Origin of the sequence: Acinetobacter sp. A22 (assembly GCF_030913345.1) — a bacterium.
Taxonomy (GTDB): Bacteria; Pseudomonadota; Gammaproteobacteria; order Pseudomonadales; family Moraxellaceae; genus Acinetobacter; species Acinetobacter junii.
In genome coordinates, this window is sequence record NZ_CP133162.1 from 2,232,867 (window position 1) to 2,251,678 (window position 18,812).

Annotated in this window: 16 protein-coding genes and 1 pseudogene; 5 read left to right on the forward strand and 12 right to left on the reverse strand. The window is 39.5% G+C overall.

Translation table 11 applies throughout. The features are described from left to right. Positions 1-27: 27 nt before the first annotated feature. The 3 genes from rlmB to Q9Q86_RS10915 form a co-directional block, all read right to left on the reverse strand. Positions 28-777: a 23S rRNA (guanosine(2251)-2'-O)-methyltransferase RlmB gene (gene rlmB, locus Q9Q86_RS10905; RefSeq protein ID WP_004916859.1), complete on the reverse strand. Its 750-nt coding sequence runs from the start codon at positions 775-777 to the stop codon at positions 28-30. Between the two features lie 189 nt (positions 778-966). Further along, the gene (locus tag Q9Q86_RS10910; protein WP_004958605.1) at positions 967-1,293 is read right to left on the reverse strand and encodes a pyrimidine/purine nucleoside phosphorylase; all 327 of its coding nucleotides are present in this window, start codon (positions 1,291-1,293) and stop codon (positions 967-969) included. Positions 1,294-1,328: 35 nt separating this feature from the next. Continuing rightward, positions 1,329-1,481: a hypothetical protein gene (locus Q9Q86_RS10915; RefSeq protein WP_171293753.1), complete on the reverse strand. Its 153-nt coding sequence runs from the start codon at positions 1,479-1,481 to the stop codon at positions 1,329-1,331. 334 nt (positions 1,482-1,815) lie between these two features. Between Q9Q86_RS10915 and recN the strand changes: the two genes are divergently transcribed. The 3 genes from recN (at position 1,816) to ruvX (ending at position 4,582) form a co-directional block, all read left to right on the forward strand. After that, complete coding sequence (gene recN, locus Q9Q86_RS10920) at positions 1,816-3,477, forward strand: DNA repair protein RecN (protein WP_099949296.1); 1,662 nt, start codon at positions 1,816-1,818, stop codon at positions 3,475-3,477. Between the two features lie 114 nt (positions 3,478-3,591). Further along, positions 3,592-4,146: a YqgE/AlgH family protein gene (locus tag Q9Q86_RS10925; RefSeq protein WP_112987178.1), complete on the forward strand. Its 555-nt coding sequence runs from the start codon at positions 3,592-3,594 to the stop codon at positions 4,144-4,146. After that, positions 4,139-4,582 carry a Holliday junction resolvase RuvX gene (gene ruvX / locus Q9Q86_RS10930; RefSeq protein WP_004916868.1) on the forward strand — a complete coding sequence of 148 codons (444 nt, stop codon included), beginning with the start codon at positions 4,139-4,141 and terminating at the stop codon, positions 4,580-4,582. Before Q9Q86_RS10925 ends, ruvX begins: the two co-directional genes overlap by 8 nt. A gap of 165 nt (positions 4,583-4,747) precedes the next feature. On the opposite strand, the gene Q9Q86_RS10935 is transcribed toward ruvX, so the two are convergent. The 3 genes from Q9Q86_RS10935 to Q9Q86_RS10945 are packed head-to-tail and all read right to left on the reverse strand — an operon-like array spanning position 4,748 to position 8,102. Further along, complete coding sequence (locus Q9Q86_RS10935; protein ID WP_112987179.1) at positions 4,748-5,749, reverse strand: HlyD family secretion protein; 1,002 nt, start codon at positions 5,747-5,749, stop codon at positions 4,748-4,750. Between the two features lie 60 nt (positions 5,750-5,809). Then, entirely contained in the window at positions 5,810-6,016 is a 207-nt protein-coding gene (locus tag Q9Q86_RS10940) for a DUF1656 domain-containing protein (RefSeq protein ID WP_112987180.1), read from the reverse strand. Then, the gene (locus Q9Q86_RS10945; RefSeq protein ID WP_112987181.1) at positions 6,009-8,102 is read right to left on the reverse strand and encodes an FUSC family protein; all 2,094 of its coding nucleotides are present in this window, start codon (positions 8,100-8,102) and stop codon (positions 6,009-6,011) included. The genes Q9Q86_RS10940 and Q9Q86_RS10945 overlap by 8 nt, the downstream gene beginning before the upstream one ends. A gap of 417 nt (positions 8,103-8,519) precedes the next feature. Here Q9Q86_RS10945 and Q9Q86_RS10950 point away from each other — a divergent pair, with 417 nt between their 5' ends. Beyond that, positions 8,520-9,299 (forward strand): IclR family transcriptional regulator, encoded by a 780-nt coding sequence (locus Q9Q86_RS10950; RefSeq protein WP_112987182.1) that lies wholly within the window; start codon positions 8,520-8,522, stop codon positions 9,297-9,299. A gap of 224 nt (positions 9,300-9,523) precedes the next feature. Here Q9Q86_RS10950 and pgsA read toward each other — a convergent pair whose 3' ends face one another. From pgsA to Q9Q86_RS10980, 6 genes and pseudogenes are all read right to left on the reverse strand, one after another. Then, positions 9,524-10,111 (reverse strand): CDP-diacylglycerol--glycerol-3-phosphate 3-phosphatidyltransferase, encoded by a 588-nt coding sequence (gene pgsA / locus Q9Q86_RS10955; protein WP_004916874.1) that lies wholly within the window; start codon positions 10,109-10,111, stop codon positions 9,524-9,526. Between the two features lie 79 nt (positions 10,112-10,190). Continuing rightward, the gene (locus Q9Q86_RS10960; RefSeq protein ID WP_112987183.1) at positions 10,191-11,015 is read right to left on the reverse strand and encodes a thioesterase family protein; all 825 of its coding nucleotides are present in this window, start codon (positions 11,013-11,015) and stop codon (positions 10,191-10,193) included. Between the two features lie 105 nt (positions 11,016-11,120). After that, complete coding sequence (gene uvrC / locus Q9Q86_RS10965) at positions 11,121-12,920, reverse strand: excinuclease ABC subunit UvrC (protein WP_112987184.1); 1,800 nt, start codon at positions 12,918-12,920, stop codon at positions 11,121-11,123. Positions 12,921-13,065: 145 nt separating this feature from the next. After that, complete coding sequence (locus Q9Q86_RS10970; RefSeq protein ID WP_146751470.1) at positions 13,066-13,629, reverse strand: hypothetical protein; 564 nt, start codon at positions 13,627-13,629, stop codon at positions 13,066-13,068. Between the two features lie 245 nt (positions 13,630-13,874). Next, positions 13,875-14,789, reverse strand: coding sequence for a lipid A hydroxylase LpxO (lpxO, locus tag Q9Q86_RS10975; RefSeq protein WP_004957454.1), 915 nt, complete (start codon positions 14,787-14,789; stop codon positions 13,875-13,877). Between the two features lie 145 nt (positions 14,790-14,934). After that, a pseudogene (locus tag Q9Q86_RS10980) lies at positions 14,935-15,994 on the reverse strand (diguanylate cyclase domain-containing protein). 654 nt (positions 15,995-16,648) lie between these two features. Here Q9Q86_RS10980 and fadB point away from each other — a divergent pair. Further along, entirely contained in the window at positions 16,649-18,802 is a 2,154-nt protein-coding gene (gene fadB, locus Q9Q86_RS10985) for a fatty acid oxidation complex subunit alpha FadB (RefSeq protein WP_112987188.1), read from the forward strand. Positions 18,803-18,812: the final 10 nt, after the last annotated feature.

The following is an 18,812-nucleotide window of genomic DNA, read 5'->3' on the forward strand; positions in this document are numbered from 1 at the left end:
TCAATTTTGAATAGAGCGTAACGATGATTATACAGTAGTACGCTGTCGACACGCCTCATAAAGTGCCATACCGGTTGCAACACTTACATTTAAGCTCTGCAAATCACCTGCCATTGGGATAAACACTGTTTGATCACATTGCGATTGGGTAATTGGTCGAAGTCCAGTGTCTTCAGCGCCCATCACTATCACAACCGAACCGCTAAAATCACATTGCTGAATAGGCAAAGCCTTCTCATCAAGCATCGTACCAATCACACGAGTATGGGTAGTCTCTTTTAAATGCGCTAAGGTACGAGCAAGATTAGTGACTTGAATAAACTTAACCTTTTCTGCACCACCTGCTGCAACTTTACGTGCTGTTGGCGTCAAACTTGCTGAACGATCTCTAGGTACGATGACTGCTTGAACTCCCATAGCGGCAGCAGTTCGGATGCAAGCACCTAAATTATGTGGATCAGTCACTTGATCAAGTGCCAACAATAACGCATCGGGATGCTGCTGCATTAATTGATCTAAATCTTTTTCATTAAGCGTTGGATGAGGACGTACAGCAGCAACAACCCCTTGGTGGAATGGCATACCTGCTAATTTTTCCAGACTGTCACGGCTTGCCTTTTGCACACTAATCCCGAAAGGTTCTGCAAGTGCTAAGATTTTTTGTAAACGCTGATCATCTCGACCTTTAAGCGTAAACAATGTGAGTACTCGCTCAGGCTCCAATTCTAATAATGACTCCACGGAATGAACGCCATAATAATATTCAGGTTTTGCCATGAGCGACCTCTTTTCAGCATTCCCACTTAAAGCAGGATATTTGGGGGGATTTTGAAAATAAAAAATCCTGTAAATGACTTTACAGGTGAGGAGCGAATAGCTCCGCAAAGGAATTTAATAAAAAAATCCTGTAAATGACTTTACAGGATTTTCTTCAGATATAGTGTACTCGATTTATGAAGGAAAAGGTTAACCTTCTAAATGACACACATAATCAAGTACTTCATCTGCTTCAATATGGAATACACTGTTTCCAGGGACATAGAATGACTGCCCCGCACGGAATAATTCACTTTCTGTACTATCTGCAATTTTTACGCGACACTCACCAGAAATAATTTCCATACGCTCTGGGACGTGTGTTTCAAAAGTCAAAGGTTGTTCAGTAGGTAAAATAACGCCTAAAGTTTTTTTTGTACCATCTTCAAATTGTACTGTATGGCTAATACATGCCCCGCCAAAATACACATTCGATTTCTTAATGACCGTTACATGATCAAACTGCACTGAACTCATGCGTACTCTCCAAATTCTGCCGCATTTATATTAGGTTATGCTGGACGTAGTTTAATTGTGCCTTTACAACTAATCAATCCATTTTCTGGCGTAAATACAGCAATTTTCATACCTGAGCGAGGAAAAAACAAAGCGAAGCTTTGTCCGGGCTCAAGACGAGTAGTTATGCTACGAGTGGCGAGAATCATCTTAGTTAAGTTTGCCCTGCATAAAGTGATTTGCACCGCGATGAATGATGAGGATTAAGAAAATCAAACTTCAATATATGAGACCGACTTCAGAAATAAACCATCTGAAGCACTAAAAAACAACACCGCTAAAACATTATTAGTTTAAATTATGGATCAGCTTGAAATCATGCACTTTCAGCTCTTTGCTTATCAAACAATATGACTTATTCATTTTTCCAAATTCCAATAAATCGTTTTGTTGTGAAAGCAACAAAATAGGTGAATCACGACTTGTCGCCACTATAAAAACTCTCTATCTTTAAGCAAAACAATCTGTGCATTGGATGCGTTTATGCTCACCCATTTAACTTTAATTAATTTTGCACTCGCTGACCACTTAGCTTTAGATATTGAACAAGGCTTTAATGTTCTCACAGGAGAAACAGGCGCAGGAAAATCTTTATTGTTAGATGCCTTATCTGCATGTTTAGGTGAACGCACAGATACAAATTATGTCCGATATGGTGCAGATAAAGCTGACGTTACGGCTATTTTTAGCTACCAAGCTGATAGTGCTGAAGCCAATTGGCTCATAGATCATGAGCTTGATGATGAATCAGGCGAGATTCATTTGCGTCGCGTCATCTTTGCAACTGGCCGTAGTAAAGCTTGGATTAATGGAAGACCTAGTAGCCTTGCTGAACTTAAAGAAATCGGGCGATTATTAGTCCAGCTCTACAGCCAGCACAGCCAACAACAACTTCTAGAACCACCTTATCCAAAACACTGGTTAGATCGTTATCACAATTTTGGTGATCAAGCACAAGCGGTTCGTGAAGCATATAGCATTTGGCAGCAAAATATCCGACAACACCAAGCCGCGCTAGATGCGCAAGCTACTCGCCTGCAAAAGATACAAAGCTTAGAAGCACAATTAGAGGAACTTGAAGAAATCGTACAAACAGACTATCGAGAAATTGAACAAGAATTTGATCGCTTGAGCCATCACGAACACATCATGCAAGACTGTGGTTATAGCCTAAATGTATTAGATGAAGCAGAACAAAATATTACTCAAGAAATCTCATCGATTATCCGTCGGTTAGAGTCTCATGCTGGACGCAGCGAACTGCTTTCAACCATTTATAATTCTTTATTAAATGCACAAAGCGAAATTGAAGATGCCACAGCAAGCTTGCGTCAGTTCATAGATCGCCAAAGTTTCGATCCTGAACGCATGGAGCAATTAAATTCTACACTTGAAATCTTCCATCGTCTGGCACGTAAATACAGAACTCAACCAGAGTCCCTCAAACAAGATTTTGAACAATGGCAACAGGAATTAGAACAACTTCATCAACTTGAAGATCCTGAAACTTTGGCTGAACAAGTTGAAATTGCCTATCAATCCTTTATTGAAAAAGCACAGCACTTAGATGATATTCGTCGAACCGCTGCGATTCCACTAGCCAAACAACTTACTGAACAAGTGAAACCTTTGGCTCTTCCTGAAGCTCATTTTGAATTCAAATTCGAACCATTAGAACAAGCATCATCAGAAGGCCTAAGCTTTATTCAACTGCTATTCACTGCAAATAAAGGAATTCCTCCACAACCATTAGCACGAGTTGCCTCAGGTGGTGAGCTTTCTCGTATTGCTTTAGTCATGCAAGTCATGAATGCTGAGAAGACCGAAGCAGAAGTTCTAGTATTTGATGAAATTGATGTCGGAATTAGCGGTGGAACTGCAGAAGTTGTAGGACGATTACTGGCTGATTTAGCACAGCATGTTCAATTATTATGTATTACTCACCAAGCCCAAGTTGCGGCGCAATCCGATCAACACCTACTCGTTAAAAAACAACAAACTGATCCAGCTAGCAGTACCATCATCGAACTTGACGAAGAACAGCGTATTCTAGAGCTTGCTCGTATGTCTGGTGGTGTCGAAATTAGTGAGACAACTTTGCAACATGCAAAGCAGTTGCGACAGCTTAAGTTTCAGCCTGCCTGATTTTTAGGGCAAAATATCAGAAAATGATTGGCGAAATCCGATTAACTCTTGTATGTTGATATAAAGAACCTATATAGATAGAAACGTACATTCTTTTGATGGAGAACCGCCTAGGTGACGAAACAATACTTAACTCACCGTTGTCTCATCGCTCCACCAGACATGGCAGATGACTTCTTTGCAAATACTGTCATCTATGTTGCGCGCCATGATGAAGACGGTGCACAAGGCATCATTATCAATCGTCCGTCTGATTTACAAATCAAAGAACTTCTCAATGATTTGGAGATTGATGCGGATAATGTTCACCCTCACGCGGTCTTGCAGGGCGGTCCTTTACGCCCAGAAGCAGGCTTTGTTCTACATACTGGTCAACCGACTTGGCACTCCTCTATTGCGGTAGGAGAAAATGTCTGCATCACCACCAGTAAAGATATCTTAGATGCGATTGCTCACAATGAAGGCGTTGGTCGCTATCAAATTGCTCTAGGCTATGCGAGTTGGGGTAAAAATCAACTTGAAGATGAAATCACTCGTGGTGACTGGTTAATTTGCGATTCAGATATGGATCTTATTTTTAATCTTCCATACAGCGATCGTTGGGATGCGGCTTATAAAAAAATCGGTGTAGATCGTACTTGGTTTGCTTCTGAGATTGGCCATGCCTGATATACAAACTTCCCAGTCGATTATGGCATTTGATTTTGGTACACAAAAAATGGGCATTGCGATTGGTCAATCCGCGATTGAAAGTGCCAATCCTCTGCCTTTGTTTATAATGAAAGATGGCATCCCTGACTGGAACCAGTTACTCAAACTTGTTAAAGAGTGGCAACCGAACTTATTTCTAGTTGGGCTACCTTTGAATATGGATGATAGTGAATCCGAACTCTCAGCGCGGGCTCGTAAATTCGCTCGTCGTTTACGTCACCAGACAAATATCCAAACGTGGATGGTGGATGAACGCCTAACAACTCGTGAAGCGAGAGAAGAACTCGAATCTTATCAAAGTAAAGGTCAAGCAAAACGCTTATCAGCAGATAGCTTTGCAGCAGCGTTGTTGATACAAAGCTGGTATCGCGATCCTACAGGCATCACACCTTAATCAGACATCTTAGATATAAATGAATATCTTGGCGGGCGATATCCATATCGCCTTTTGAGCTGAATTGACATTGAAGGCGGAACGGAATAACAACGTTGAATTGAGCTTATGAGCTTTCCTAACCAATATCACTCTACTAATTTTATTTATTAACAACTTCAAAGCTTATTTCTCAATCACTCTCACCGTTGCAGTACGTCCAGAAACGAATGCCAATGGATTTTGTGGTGGTTCATCTAATACAATTTTCACAGGCACTCGTTGAGCCAATCGTACCCAACTAAAAGTTGGATTTACATTTGCCAATAAGTTTGAACTGCCCGAACGCTCGCGATCTTCAATCCCAGATGCAATACCTTGCACATGACCACGAATACGTTGTTTGTCCCCCATCAATTGAACTGTTGCAACATCTCCAACATGAATACGGTCAAGTTTTGTTTCTTCAAAATAACCAACCACATAAAGTTGCTGACGATCTAAAAGAGCTGCTACAGCTTGTCCAACTTTAACGTAATTACCCACACGTAAATCAAAATTTGATAAAGTTCCATCGGCAGGAGCAACAACTTCTGAACGGTGTAAATTCAATTCTGCCAAGTGCAAATTACTTGTCGCCACATCCAGTAACGCATGTTGCTGTTCAATCGCAGCATTAGCTTGTTCAATACTTGCTTTTAATTGTTCGCGTTCAGCAAAAGCTTGATCACGTGCAGCAAAAACTTGATCTTGTTCCTGTTTGGAAATTGCACCATCCATAAGACTGGTATATCGAGCTGCATTCTTTTCGGCAAGTTTCATATTGGCTTCGGTCTTTACTAAGCTAGCTTTGGTACCCGCGAGAGTCGCTTGAGCTTGTGCTAGACCTGCTTTAGCTTTCGCAAGATCAGATTTGGCTTGCTCTACATCCAGTGCTTGACGTGCGACATCAATTTTAAACAAGACCTGTCCTTTCTTTACAGTTTGGTTGTCTTGTACCAAAACCTCAGTCACCAAACCATTGACATCTGAAGCCACTTGAATGACATCGCCACGGACACGACCATCTCGCGTCCAAGGTGCCGCATTATAGTAATTCCATAAATGCACAATCGTGTATGTCGCCACAATAATGGCAACGATAAGAACCACGGGTCGTATGACTTTTCGCATATCAAATGCATTCATGTTCTTCACCTTTACTACTCTTTTTTAAATCAGAGAAATTTAAACAATCAAAAATTTAGCTCAGATCCAAAGTCGGACAAAAATTTCATGCACACAAAGCATCAAAGCTAAATAGAAGCAGAGATTAAAAATACTGGGTAACCCGATCCATCCCGCCTGAGCGAAACGATCTACAAATGGACTTAATATCTTAAACAGCACATAAGCAATCACGGCTTGCACTAACAACGTTGGAATATAAATTCCATATAGATTGATTTCACCCATGAGCAACCTCAACGTCATTCATATTTAAACTCACCTGTTCATTTGAAACATGCCCAATGCTTTTGAGAATATTATTCAGTGAAATCAATAATCTTTGATGCAACTCATCTTCACTAATTGGCATTGCAAGATGCTTGACCACTTCGATTTGCTGAAGAATTTTCGTTGGAAAAGTTTGAAATGAAAGTTGCTCTGATTGTGTTTGAAAATATTCGGCAAGCTGCTGTTCTAAAAGAGCAATTTGCATTTGCAAGTCCACATAATGTGGAAGCTTTTGGCGGATTTCCTGTAATCGCACAAGATCAACAATCGATGCACTTTCAATTAAGGCATTTTGGATGGCATATTTCAGTTCAGCATTTTGTACCATCTTGCTATTTAGAACCCCAACTCGATCAAGCATGCTACGTAAATGAATTTTGAAATCAATCCCATAACTCAGTGTTAAAGCTTGACGCATCGCTTGGTAATGCAAACTTAAAATACGTGTTGCGCTTGTATCTGGTGAAACAGCACGAACCAAATCAATCACAATTAATGAGACCAAAACACCTAAAATCATGGCAAAGGAGCTGTCTAAATAAGACACCGCATCCATTGAATATTTATTATGTAAATTCAGCCCCATCATGGTATTAATGCCTAAAACCATACCTATCGGCATTAGCATTTGATTTGCCATCATGCTTACAGCCACAAGGAAAATTGGAAAAAGTACCAGTGCTAATTGCCAAAAGTGCGTAATGTGGGGAAAAATTACAAAGGCATAAATAAAAACCAATCCCGCTGAAACGATGCTCCCCCAGATAAATATGCGCAACACAGGTACAGGATTATCCAAAGCAGTCAAAATACACGCTGTGATCGCGCCCATTTGCGCCATCATAAATCCAGCTTTCCAACCTGATAAAATCCACGCTCCTGTCACGATGAAAGTGATGAGAACCGCACTGATTCCACCGCGTACCGCGATACCATGATCACGGTGTAAACTTGGATATTTGGTGGTGATCGTAGTTATCTCAGATGGGATTTCTTTATGACCTTTCTGGATCTGTTGCCAAAGTAACTTCACTGCCAACATATTGGCGATAAAATGACGTACATCCATTTTTAAGGCAGCCAACACAGTCTTTTGTTCAGACGAAGCCATCGCAATCAATTCGCTAAAATCTTGTTCAAACTGTGGTGGTAAATCACGTAAGTTATCGGCAGTTAATTGTTTTTCTTGATTTAAAAACTGTAAGGTCTGTTGTCGTAGTTGGCTTAACCTTGGAGCTAATGTGGTTAATGGCATTTGCTCTAATTGTTTAATCCGTTGAGACATGGCAACTAGATTGGCTACAACAAGCGAGACCTGATGCAGCATTTCTTGTAGAGGTTTGGTCATGCCTTGCAACTCGCCTTTTTCATAAGCGAGATGAACTGCTAGAGCATGGATATCTGATGCATCACGAGTGATCACCCCTAAAATTTGTGTGTAGTTTTGGTTTGTATCTTGGGCTGAAATGAGTTTTTCAAAAATATTTTCCAGATCCTGCAAAGTTTTGATGACACGTTGTTTAATCATGGCACCCACATGAACAGGAAAAAAAGTTGCTGAAACGACAGCGGTTGAAATCACACCCACAGAGATTTCTAATACTCGTGCCAGAGCAATATCAAAAATATTATAGCTATCAACATAAGTGATGGCGTTATACACAATCATTGCGGTGGAATATCCAGCCAACATAAATACATAGCTACGAGGAGTACGATCTAAGAGCGATATATACAGTGCAAACCCGACCCACAATGCCAAGATGATCGTAAACAACCACGGCGTATTGATAAAATGTGGTGTCAAAAGCAACGCAATAATTGCTCCTGCAGCCGTACCAACCAAGCGATAAATACATTTGGAAGAAACCATTCCAGAGTAAGGACTGGCAATAATTAATACCGTCCCTATCGACCACATTGGGTTAATCAAATCAAGCTCAAATGAAATAAACAGTGCCAACATCCCTGCGACAAAGGTTTTGCACGCAAAAATAATGTCAAGTCGACTCGGCCTAAAAGCCAACAACTGTTTAAATAACATGAACTTTTCTCAATACTAGCCGCGTTAGGAAACGCAAATTCACAACACAACTCAGCTGCATTTAGCTTCTTGATAGAGACTAAAAGAGCATTCAATTGACCGTGAAATAGAATGAACTGATCGGAATGGCAAACATTTCAGGGATAAATTTAAAACAAATTATCCAATGAAGAAATTGTGCTTATAATTTTTTCAAAACAAAGTTATTTAGTCAACATAAATTATCACTATTTGATAATTATTTAATTAAATATAGAATATGTCATTCAAAAAATATCATTTTTCTCATCAGAGAACTTATTCATACGTTTTAGAATCAACTACGCTAAAAGTGCATACCCGCTGAATGACTTTTCTGTTATAAAGCAAATAAAAGCCACAGCTTTAGACTATTTTTTAAGGAGTAAACAGCTCATCATGGCAATTTCGAGTTTTGGTAAAATTCTCACTGTACTGGACTTATTTTCAGTTTCTCGCCCGATTATCAACGTTGATATCATTTGTGATGAGCTCAATCTCTCAAAACCCACTGCATATCGCTATTTAAAGGAACTGGTATCAACTGATATCTTGAAACGTATTAGTGGAACATCTGGTGACTACACTTTAGGCTCTAAAATAGCGGTTTTAGACTATATTTCGCATAGTACAGATCCTTTAGTACAAATCAGTATTCCGTTCATGCGAGACATCGTAGATCGTACAGAACTTTGCTGCTTACTCACCTATTTGAATCATGATTACTGTATTGATTTACATCATGAAACCTTCAAAGCAGCCGAGCTGCTTTCATACGGACGTGGCTGTCCTCGACCTGTATATGTGGGGGCATCACCTAAAATTGTGATTGCTCATTTAACCAAACAAAGAATTCAGTCTTACTATGAGCAATTCTCAAATGAGCTTGCCAAAGTTGGCTTTGCCCATGATCTAGATGAATTCACTCAACAGATGAAAAAAATAAAAAAGCAGGGATTTTATTTATCTCAAGGTGAAATTGATCCACAAGTTTGCGGTCTGTCTGTACCGATACGTTTTTCCACAAAGGAAGCACCGATCGCCTTGACCTTAGTTGCATCAAAAAATCGTTTTGATTTTCTGAATATTCAGAAGCTTATCGAAATCTTACAAAGCAATGCAGCTCAGATCGAACATAAATTTGCAACACTGACTGAAAACCAAGCAAATCAAAACTGAGAATATTAAAAAATCTTTACACTTTCATGCGTTGTAAATATCAGTATATTCTCATATTATGATTATGTTCTTCAGCATACTCTCCCAAAAAGAGCATGACTTTCCTCAGAGAACTAAGCTCATATTCGTTATGGGCTTTTTTCTTGAGCTGTATATATGAGGCAATAAAAAAGCCCTCTAGTTAGAGAGCTTCTTAGATTTGATGCTATTAGATTGATGAGCAATTAAGGCTGTTTTAAATAAGGCCATGCAGCTCGTAGATATATAATCATCGACCACAAGGTTAATATCACCGCAGCATACAATAAAGCATACGCCCAGATTTCTAATGGCTTCCAGTTCAACAAAAATACGCTAATCGCAATCATTTGAAAGGCAGTTTTATATTTACCTACGGTTGAAACCGCAACATTGGTTCTTGCACCCAATTCTGCCATCCATTCACGCAATGCTGAAACTGTAATTTCACGAGAAATAATCACAATCGCAGCAAATGCCATGGAAATTGTAGGTTGCCATTGAACCAAAACAATCAAAGCAGCAGCGACCATCAATTTATCAGCGACAGGATCGAGAAAGCGTCCAAAAGCCGATGTTTGATTTAATGTCCTTGCGAGGTAGCCATCAAACCAATCTGTTACAGCTGCAAGGACAAAGATCGCGGTCAAAATCAAATGTCGCATCATCCCACCATGATGCTCAGCAATTCCAATCGCTGGTGGCCAATAGGCAATCACCAAAAAAACAGGAATAAAGGCAATACGTGCCAATGTTAGAATATTAGGAATGTTCAGGATTCGCCCTGTGCTCATAAACACCGCCATGTTGGTCGCATCAAATATGCATATTGCACAAAGGTTGTGCCGAGATTGTATCCATCTGTAAGCAACTTTATACGAAATACGAGGAAGTGTCGACTAGGCAAAAAATGGCAACCGTCTGCCTAAGGATCGCAATTAATCGATTTTCACTATCCCAAAGATAAGCATATTCTGTTGAATAACCGTGTTCTGCAAACTCAGTAACGACTTTATATTTAAACCAGTCATGCAGTTGATTTTCAATCGGGTGTATATATGTAATGTGCCAACTTAAAGAGCTCGCGGGTGCTGATGTTTTAAACATTGGCAAAACACCTGGCGGCCACACATCCATTAAAGAAAATAAATCACCCAAATATAAATCACGATTTGAGTGTAATTGAGGAGAAAAACGACACCATCCACCAAAATCAGGTGTTTTACTTCCTGCCATTGGATAATGTCCTTCAGCCCAACACAGCTCGAACTGTTGTAAGCATTCAGGCATCAAACCTTCAAGATAAACCATTTTTTCCAGTTGATCTGCTGTTACGTAGTCAGGAACCGTGGGTTGGTTATTCACCACAATTCTCGACTCTCGCCCCAAACCGAAGCTTGCAACTAAAACACTTTGCACTGCATCGTCTTGCCAAAGACGAATTTCAAGTGTCGTCACTGATTTCCCTTGTCTCAATACTTCAGCCGTCAATTTGGCTGCACCTTGCTGTACAGGTCCAACAAAGCTGACACTACAACTTAAAAGCTGTTTTGCTGAATCATTGACTGTAAGAATTGCTTTTTGAATCAGCAGACCTGCGATAAGACCACCAAATACCGTACGCCCTTGCAACCATCCTGATGGAATATCAATCCATTCTTGTTGTTCTAGCTGTTGATACAATCCAAGCAGTGACATTATTATTCCTTAAGGAGCAAATTCACTTTATCTTTCAACGTTTCTTAAGTTTTGTGAATGATCATTTATCCACAACTCTATGGAAGATTCGGTCAATCCGCCCTTTTATTCATGAAGAATTTTATAAATCGTCCTTGCCATCACTTCTCCCAAACCAGGAACAAGCATTAATTCTTTTTCTGAAGCTTTTAGCACGCCTTGTATACCGCCAAAATGAGTCAATAAATCGCGTCGACGTTTAGGTCCTAAACCTGGGATTGCTTCCAATACTGAACTACTACGTCGTTTATCTCGCTTGGCTCTATGTTTGGTGATGGCAAAACGATGTGCTTCATCTCGAACTTGCTGAATCAAGTGCAAAGCTTTGTGGTCTTCAGGCAATTGGATCTTTGTACCATCAGTAAAATGTAAGGTTTCTAAACCTGGTTTTCGCCCTTCACCTTTAGAGACCCCAATCATAAATGCATCTAGACCAAGCTCTTGCATGACATCCATAGCCATATGCAACTGCCCTTTACCACCATCAATCAGTAAAAGGTCAGGTAACATATTCTTCTTATAACGACGAATCAGTGCTTGACGCATCGCTGCATAGTCATCACCACCGGTAATGTCCTGAATGGCGAACTGACGATAATCTCTTTTCCGCGCTCCACCTTGATCGAACACCACACAGGAAGCGATTGGTGCTTCCCCCATGGTATGACTAATATCAAAACATTCAATTCGATCAATCGGACGTCCTGCAACTTGTTCAAGTTGATGAAAACGCTCATTCAACTCTAAATGATTACTCAACTTCCCTTTGATTGCATGCTGCACGTTCATTTGTGCAAGCTCTTGCCACTCAGCCCGTGTTTCTCGAACTTTGTGCTTGATCTGAACTTTCTTCTCAAAGGTTTGTTGTAAAGCTTCTTCGAGTTGAACTCGATCAGGAAGTTCGACATTCACAATCAACTCAGAAGGGATTTCATCTGCCACTTGGAAGTAGAAGTTAGCAATAAAATCACTGAGCATTTGTCCAAGATCATCACCCAACATATCTGGAAAATAGCTTTTTCCTCCCAGCATACGACCATTACGCACATACATGATTTGTACGCAGGTGACGCCCGCTTGATAGGCAATAGCTAAAATATCAGCCTCACCTTTTATTTTAAACACTGCTTGTTGGGCTTGAACTTCACGTAATAAAGACAATCGATCTCGATAAAATACCGCTTTTTCGAACTCAAGAGCTTCTGCCGCTTGCTCCATTTTTCCAATCAGCTCTTGATTGAGTTCTTTGGTATCACCCTGTAAAAAACGAATTGAATTATCGACATCTTCCTTATAGTCCTGAGGGCTAATCAGACCAACACAAGGCGCTGTACAACGTTTAATCTGATACTGTAAACAAGGGCGTTTACGTTGTGAAAAATAACTGTTTTCACATTGGCGAACATTAAATAATTTTTGTAAAACCAGTAAGGTATCTCGTGCACTATAGGCACTGGGATAAGGCCCAAAAAACTTGCCGACCTGATGCTTACCCTTGCCACGCCCACTGGCAATGCGGGGATAGGGCTTGTCTGCCGAGACAAAGATATACACATAGGATTTATCATCGCGCAGCATAATATTGTATGGCGGACGATGCAGTTTAATCAGATTTTGTTCAAGCAGTAGCGCTTCGGTTTCAGAACGGACAACCAATGTCTCGATATCATAGATACGGGCAACCAATGCCTGTGTTTTGGGATGGTCAATCGTTTTAACAAAATAGCTGGATACACGATTCTTTAAGTTTTTGGCTTTCCCAACATACAGTAACTCTCCATCTTTACCGAGCATTTTATAAACACCAGGCAATTGAGTCATATGAGTCAGGATTTTTTCAATATGTTCACGCGCGTTTGGATTCACAGCCAGCCTGTTATCTTTATTTACATCACATGATGTAATGTTTACGTAAGCTTTTTCAAGTTGTAAATCGTGAAATATAGCGGATGAATAAATATACCCTTACGCAAAGGCTCTTCTCTAACTCTGTCATTATAAAATGCATAGCTTACTGGTACGCAGGTTCAAGCAATATCGGGGCTGCTGTCGTGCAACCCACAAACTTCCATAACGCAGGTTTAAAGGTAATCACTTCTTCGGCATACCAATTTTCTTTTGAATAGTCTTTATCTGGATAATATTGATCACCTACCCGAAATTCTGCCACTTGTCCTTTTTGACAGCGGATGTTTTTGCGTGTTGAGTCCAACACCCATCCACCTTTATGATCATTCATATAAACAGGAGCGATTACCTGATCCTGTGCCAATTGTAATAACTGCACAAAAGCAGACTCCTCCTTGTACGCATCTACCCAAACACCCGCAATATACATGGGTCGTGGAAATTGTGCAGCCTGCAAACCATATAGACTTAAAGGACGAAAATCCTCTCCTGCATCATGCACGTTATAGAGATTAATGAGTGTACCTTTTGGAAAAAGTTGCTGATCAAATTGAAAATCCTGATCCAAAATAAAGCGACTGCGTTTTGCCTTATTTTCATCCTTTTGTGCTATTTCTTGTACAATTTGATAGAAAGAATATGACAAATAAAGACTCCAACTATTCATTAAGATGACCACAAACAGGAGCAGTTTCATGCTTCGAGTAAAGAATACAACCTTTTGTTTTAATTTATATTTCCTATATATAAAACCAATAAAGCAGCCTAAAAAAATATAGAGTAATATCCCACCCAAAAGCGGGCAAATCAGCAGCAGAAAGAAATGAAAAAAACTCCATGTTCCAATTGGAATCATTTGTATAGATGCTCTATTTTTTATTGATATTTAAGATGCCCTTGCGGGCATCTTTGTTAAAAAACATACGGTCTTATAAAAATCAGGAAGAATAATCCTAACATTAAGAACCACTTTAAAAAGTAATAAAGTTGGCGGTTTGATTTCTTTAATGCTTTGGCTTTAATTCGGATTTGGTAAACATAACCAAAAACTTTATTTAAACCACCGGTTTGGTCACCTGCTTCATTAGGAGAACTCGCAGCAGTCATCACACTTTTACCAAACCAGTGGTTAAACTTTTCCATAAAACGTGTCTTTAATGGACGCTCTACATCAGCGAAAAAGATAATACGGTTTTGATCTGTTTTATTTTCAGCATAGTGAATGTAGGTTTCATCAAACACAACGCTTTCTCCATCACGCCATGAATAACGTTCGCCATCCACATCAATAAAGCAACGGTCATCATTTGGCGTAATCAAACCTAAATGATAACGCAACGAACCTGCATAAGGGTCACGATGTCGTACTAAACGACTATCTGGTGCCAACTCGGTAAACATCGCAGCTTTAATACTTGGCAATGTTTTCAACAAAGCCGTCGTTTTTGGGCAAAGCTCAGCAGCTGACGGATGTGCTGAATCGTACCATTTAAGATAAAAACGCTTCCAACCTGTTTTAAAAAATGAGTTAAAACCTAAATCATCGTAACTACTTGAAGCTTTAATCCCACCCTTGTCGTATAAAGCTTTCGCCTCATCACGAATCATTTCCCAATTTTCATCTAAAATTTTTAGGTCTTTGAAATATTGAGTATCGATATAAGGTTGATTCGGTACTTTAGAAAACATGTACATTAAGAAATTAATCGGTGCGAGCACAGTAGAATGGTCAAAAAATTGACGATAAAACGAATGCTTAACTTTACCACGACGCTGAATATACAACGCCGAAATGATAAAGATCGCTAATATGATCCATTTAATCATTGATATCGGCACTTAAAAATTAATCGCCAAATTTTAACACCATCCCTCACAATTTCTAGCCGCTTTTACTCAAACTCCGACTTGGATAGCGAGTTAATTTTTTTTAATTCTATTTTTCAAAAACTTAATAACTTTTTTTTAAAAACTATATTTTTGTTTTACGCTCTTTTTTCACCTGATACATTCTTGCATCGGCTTCATGGATTAAGGTTGTTGCATCAATATAGCCTTCAACATGATCGGTTTGTTTGACACCGATACTCAAGCTAATTGAAGGTTCTATTTGGCGAATATATTGCTCCAAACGAGGTACAAAACTCTCTATCGCTTGAGATTCTGTACATCTTGGGAAAATGATACAAAATTCATCACCTCCGCATCGGAAACAATGATCATCAAGTCGAGCAACATAGCGGATACCATCTGCCACTATTTTTAAAATTTGATCGCCACGTGGGTGCCCAAATGTATCGTTGATCATTTTGAAATCATTAATATCAATAAATACCACCGTCACAGGTTCTAAAGTATGTTCAGCCGTACATATAGTTGCATTCAAAATACTATTTAAATGTCGAACATTCAGTAAACCTGTCAGAGGATCAGTTTGTGACAATGCTTCCATTTGTTGTGCGCGATCTTCGAGGACATTGGCATATTGTTCAATTTTCTCTTTAGACGATTTGATTTCACTGACTAAACTCCAAACATAGGTTTCAACAACTAAAGAAATATCAAACATGAATAGTTTTTCTAGAGTTTGCACAACTTGATGATATTCATCTGTATGTCCAATTTGCTCATACACCAAAGTCATTAATCTAGTTTTGAGATGATAAAATCGCCGATAAATATAATTTGGGTTCTACACCGATCCGCTTATGCACTAAACCAATCCTTAGACGGTTGTTAACGTAATTGGCATCATAAGTCCCAGAAAATAACTCAGTGACGTATTGTCGTTGCGCACGTTGTAAACGAGATAAGGTATCTACATCTCCAATCAAAGTTGCAATTTCGGCTACTGAAGTTTGTTGTTGATAAAACTCCATCACAACTTGATCAAATAAAGGCTCAAGCTTTATACCTAATTGAACCAACTGGAGAAGTTCTTTATTCGTCAACGACAATAAAGATTTTCGATATTCTATTTCCTCTGAGGAAATATGCATTTGTTGCATCAAGGTTTGGTCTGTTGGATTCATCCTGACACCTCTCATCCCCAAACAAGATTATCGAGAATCGAATTGGATTGATTTTTCAGTTCTATCTTGTTCTAAGTGTGCAAACCATCTTTAGTTAAATTCTAGCCTTTATTTTCACTTTCCACTTCAAGCATTAACTAACATTTTTTGTCAGCTGATGACGGTGTTTCAATATGAAAAATAAATGCTGTGAATGTTTAAAAGAACCACAGCTTCCCTATTTCAAGGTTCTAGCGCTAAATGTGATTTTCTTCTAAAAATGCAGCAAGAAATAGACCAAAATAAAGAATTTGCCTTTGAACAAATAAAATTTAATATCAATTCCTTTAAGAAAGCACATATTCCACAGTAAATGAGTGTTCTAGATAAATTTATTGTTGTAAGTACTTATGGAGATTATTTTATTCATTTCAGCATTTTTTATTTACAATCATCATTATAAACAACAATAAACCATTGATTTAAATTAATTAAAATAATAAAAAATGATCCATCAAAACAATAGATGACCCTAGCGTCACGGCTTGATACAACTTGTTATGTTCTTTTTGGATATAGTTATCGTAAGATTAGGGAAGCATTTTGTGTGCCTATATCCACACACACGCTTTTATGACATCAACTCAGAATCCTCCACAACAAGGGAGATCAGGCATGATCCACGCTGGCAATGCCATTACCGTCCAAATGCTTGCGGACGGAATTGCAGAATTCCGCTTTGACTTACAAGGTGAGTCGGTTAATAAATTTAACCGTGCAACCATTGAAGACTTCCAAGCAGCAATTGCTGCAGTTAAAGCCAATAACGATATTAAAGGCTTAGTTGTTACTTCTGGAAAATCAACATTTATCGTTGGTGCTGACATTACTGAATTCGGCGACAATTTCGCTGCTGGTGAACAAGCAATCATTGATTGGCTTATTCCTGTACACGAAATCTTCAATAGCTTTGAAGATTTAGAAATGCCTAAAGTTGCTGCGATCAATGGCATGGCGCTTGGTGGCGGTTTTGAAATGTGCTTAGTGTGTGACTACCGTGTCATGTCTGAACAAGCACAAGTTGGCTTACCAGAAATCAAACTTGGTATCTATCCTGGTTTTGGTGGTAGCGTTCGTTTAAGCCGTTTGATCGGTATCGACAATGCTGTTGAATGGATGGCAATGGCGAATCCTAAGAAGCCAGCTGCTGCGCTTAAAGATGGTGCTGTAGATGCAGTTGTTGCTGCTGACAAACTTCAAGAAGCTGCTGTTGACTTAGTTAAACAAGCACTTGCTGGTCGTTTGAACTGGAAAGCAAAGCGTCAAGAAAAATTAGACGCAATTAAATTGAACCCACTTGAACAAATGATGGCGTTCAATACAGCGAAAGGTGCGGTTCTTGCTAAAGCAAACCCTGCGCAATACCCTGCTCCTAAATTATTGCTTGACTCATTACAAGCAGGTGCAAGCTCAACTCGTGACGACGCATTAAAAGCAGAAGCTCAAGGTTTCGCTAAAGCTGCGATTACACCGCAAGCTGGCGCACTTATCGGTTTATTCATCAACGATCAAGTTGTGAAGAAAACTGCGAAAAAATATGAAAAAGGTGCTCATCCTGTAAACCAAGCAGCTGTATTAGGTGCTGGTATTATGGGTGGTGGTATTGCTTACCAAGCGGCAAGCAAAGGCACTCCAATCATCATGAAAGATATTGGTAACCCACAACTTGCATTAGGTATGAAAGAAGCGAATGGCTTGCTAACAAAGCAAGTTGAACGCAAGAAAATGAAACCTGCGCAAATGGGTGAAACCCTTGCTCGCATCCGTCCTACTTTAAGCTACGATGAGTTTAAAGAAGTAGATATCGTGATCGAAGCGGTAACTGAAAACCCTAAAATTAAAGAAATTGTACTTGCAGATACAGAAAAGCATGTTCGTGAAAACACGATCATTGCATCTAACACATCTACAATCTCAATTACACGCCTTGCGAAAGCATTACAACGTCCTGAAAACTTCGTTGGTATGCACTTCTTCAACCCAGTACACATGATGCCATTGGTTGAAGTTATTCGTGGTGAAAAAACTTCTGATGAAGCAATCGCAACAACTGTTGTTCTTGCTCAGAAAATGGGTAAAACACCTATCGTTGTAAACGACTGTCCAGGTTTCTTGGTAAACCGCGTATTGTTCCCTTACTTCGGTGCATTCGACCTACTCGTTAAAGACGGTGCTGACTTCCAGCAAGTTGATAATGTAATGGCGAAATTCGGTTGGCCTATGGGTCCTGCATACTTGATCGACGTTGTTGGTATCGATACAGGTGTACATGGTGCAGAAGTGATGGCTGAAGGTTTCCCTGACCGTATGAAACCAGACTACAAAGGTTCTATCCAAGCGATGTACGAAGCAAAACGTCTTGGTCAAAAGAACGATGTCGGTTTCTACAAATATGTGTTAGACAAGAAAGGTAAGAAAGCGAAAACTGTTGACCCAACAGCTTACGAAATCATTGCGCCTTTCGTGACTGGCGAAAAACGTGAATTTGATCCACAAGAAATCATTGACCGTATGATGCTTGCTTTCTGTAACGAAACAGTTCGTTGCTTAGAAGACAACATCGTTGCAACTGCTTCTGAAGCAGATATGGCGATGATCATGGGTGTAGGTTTCCCTCCATTCCGTGGTGGTCCATGCCGTTATATCGACCAAACTGGTGTTGCTGAATACGTTGCGCTTTGCGACAAATATGCACACTTAGGTAAAGCTTATGAAGCGCCACAAATGTTGCGTGACATGGCTGCTAACAACAAAAAATTCTACGGTTAAGGAGCGACGT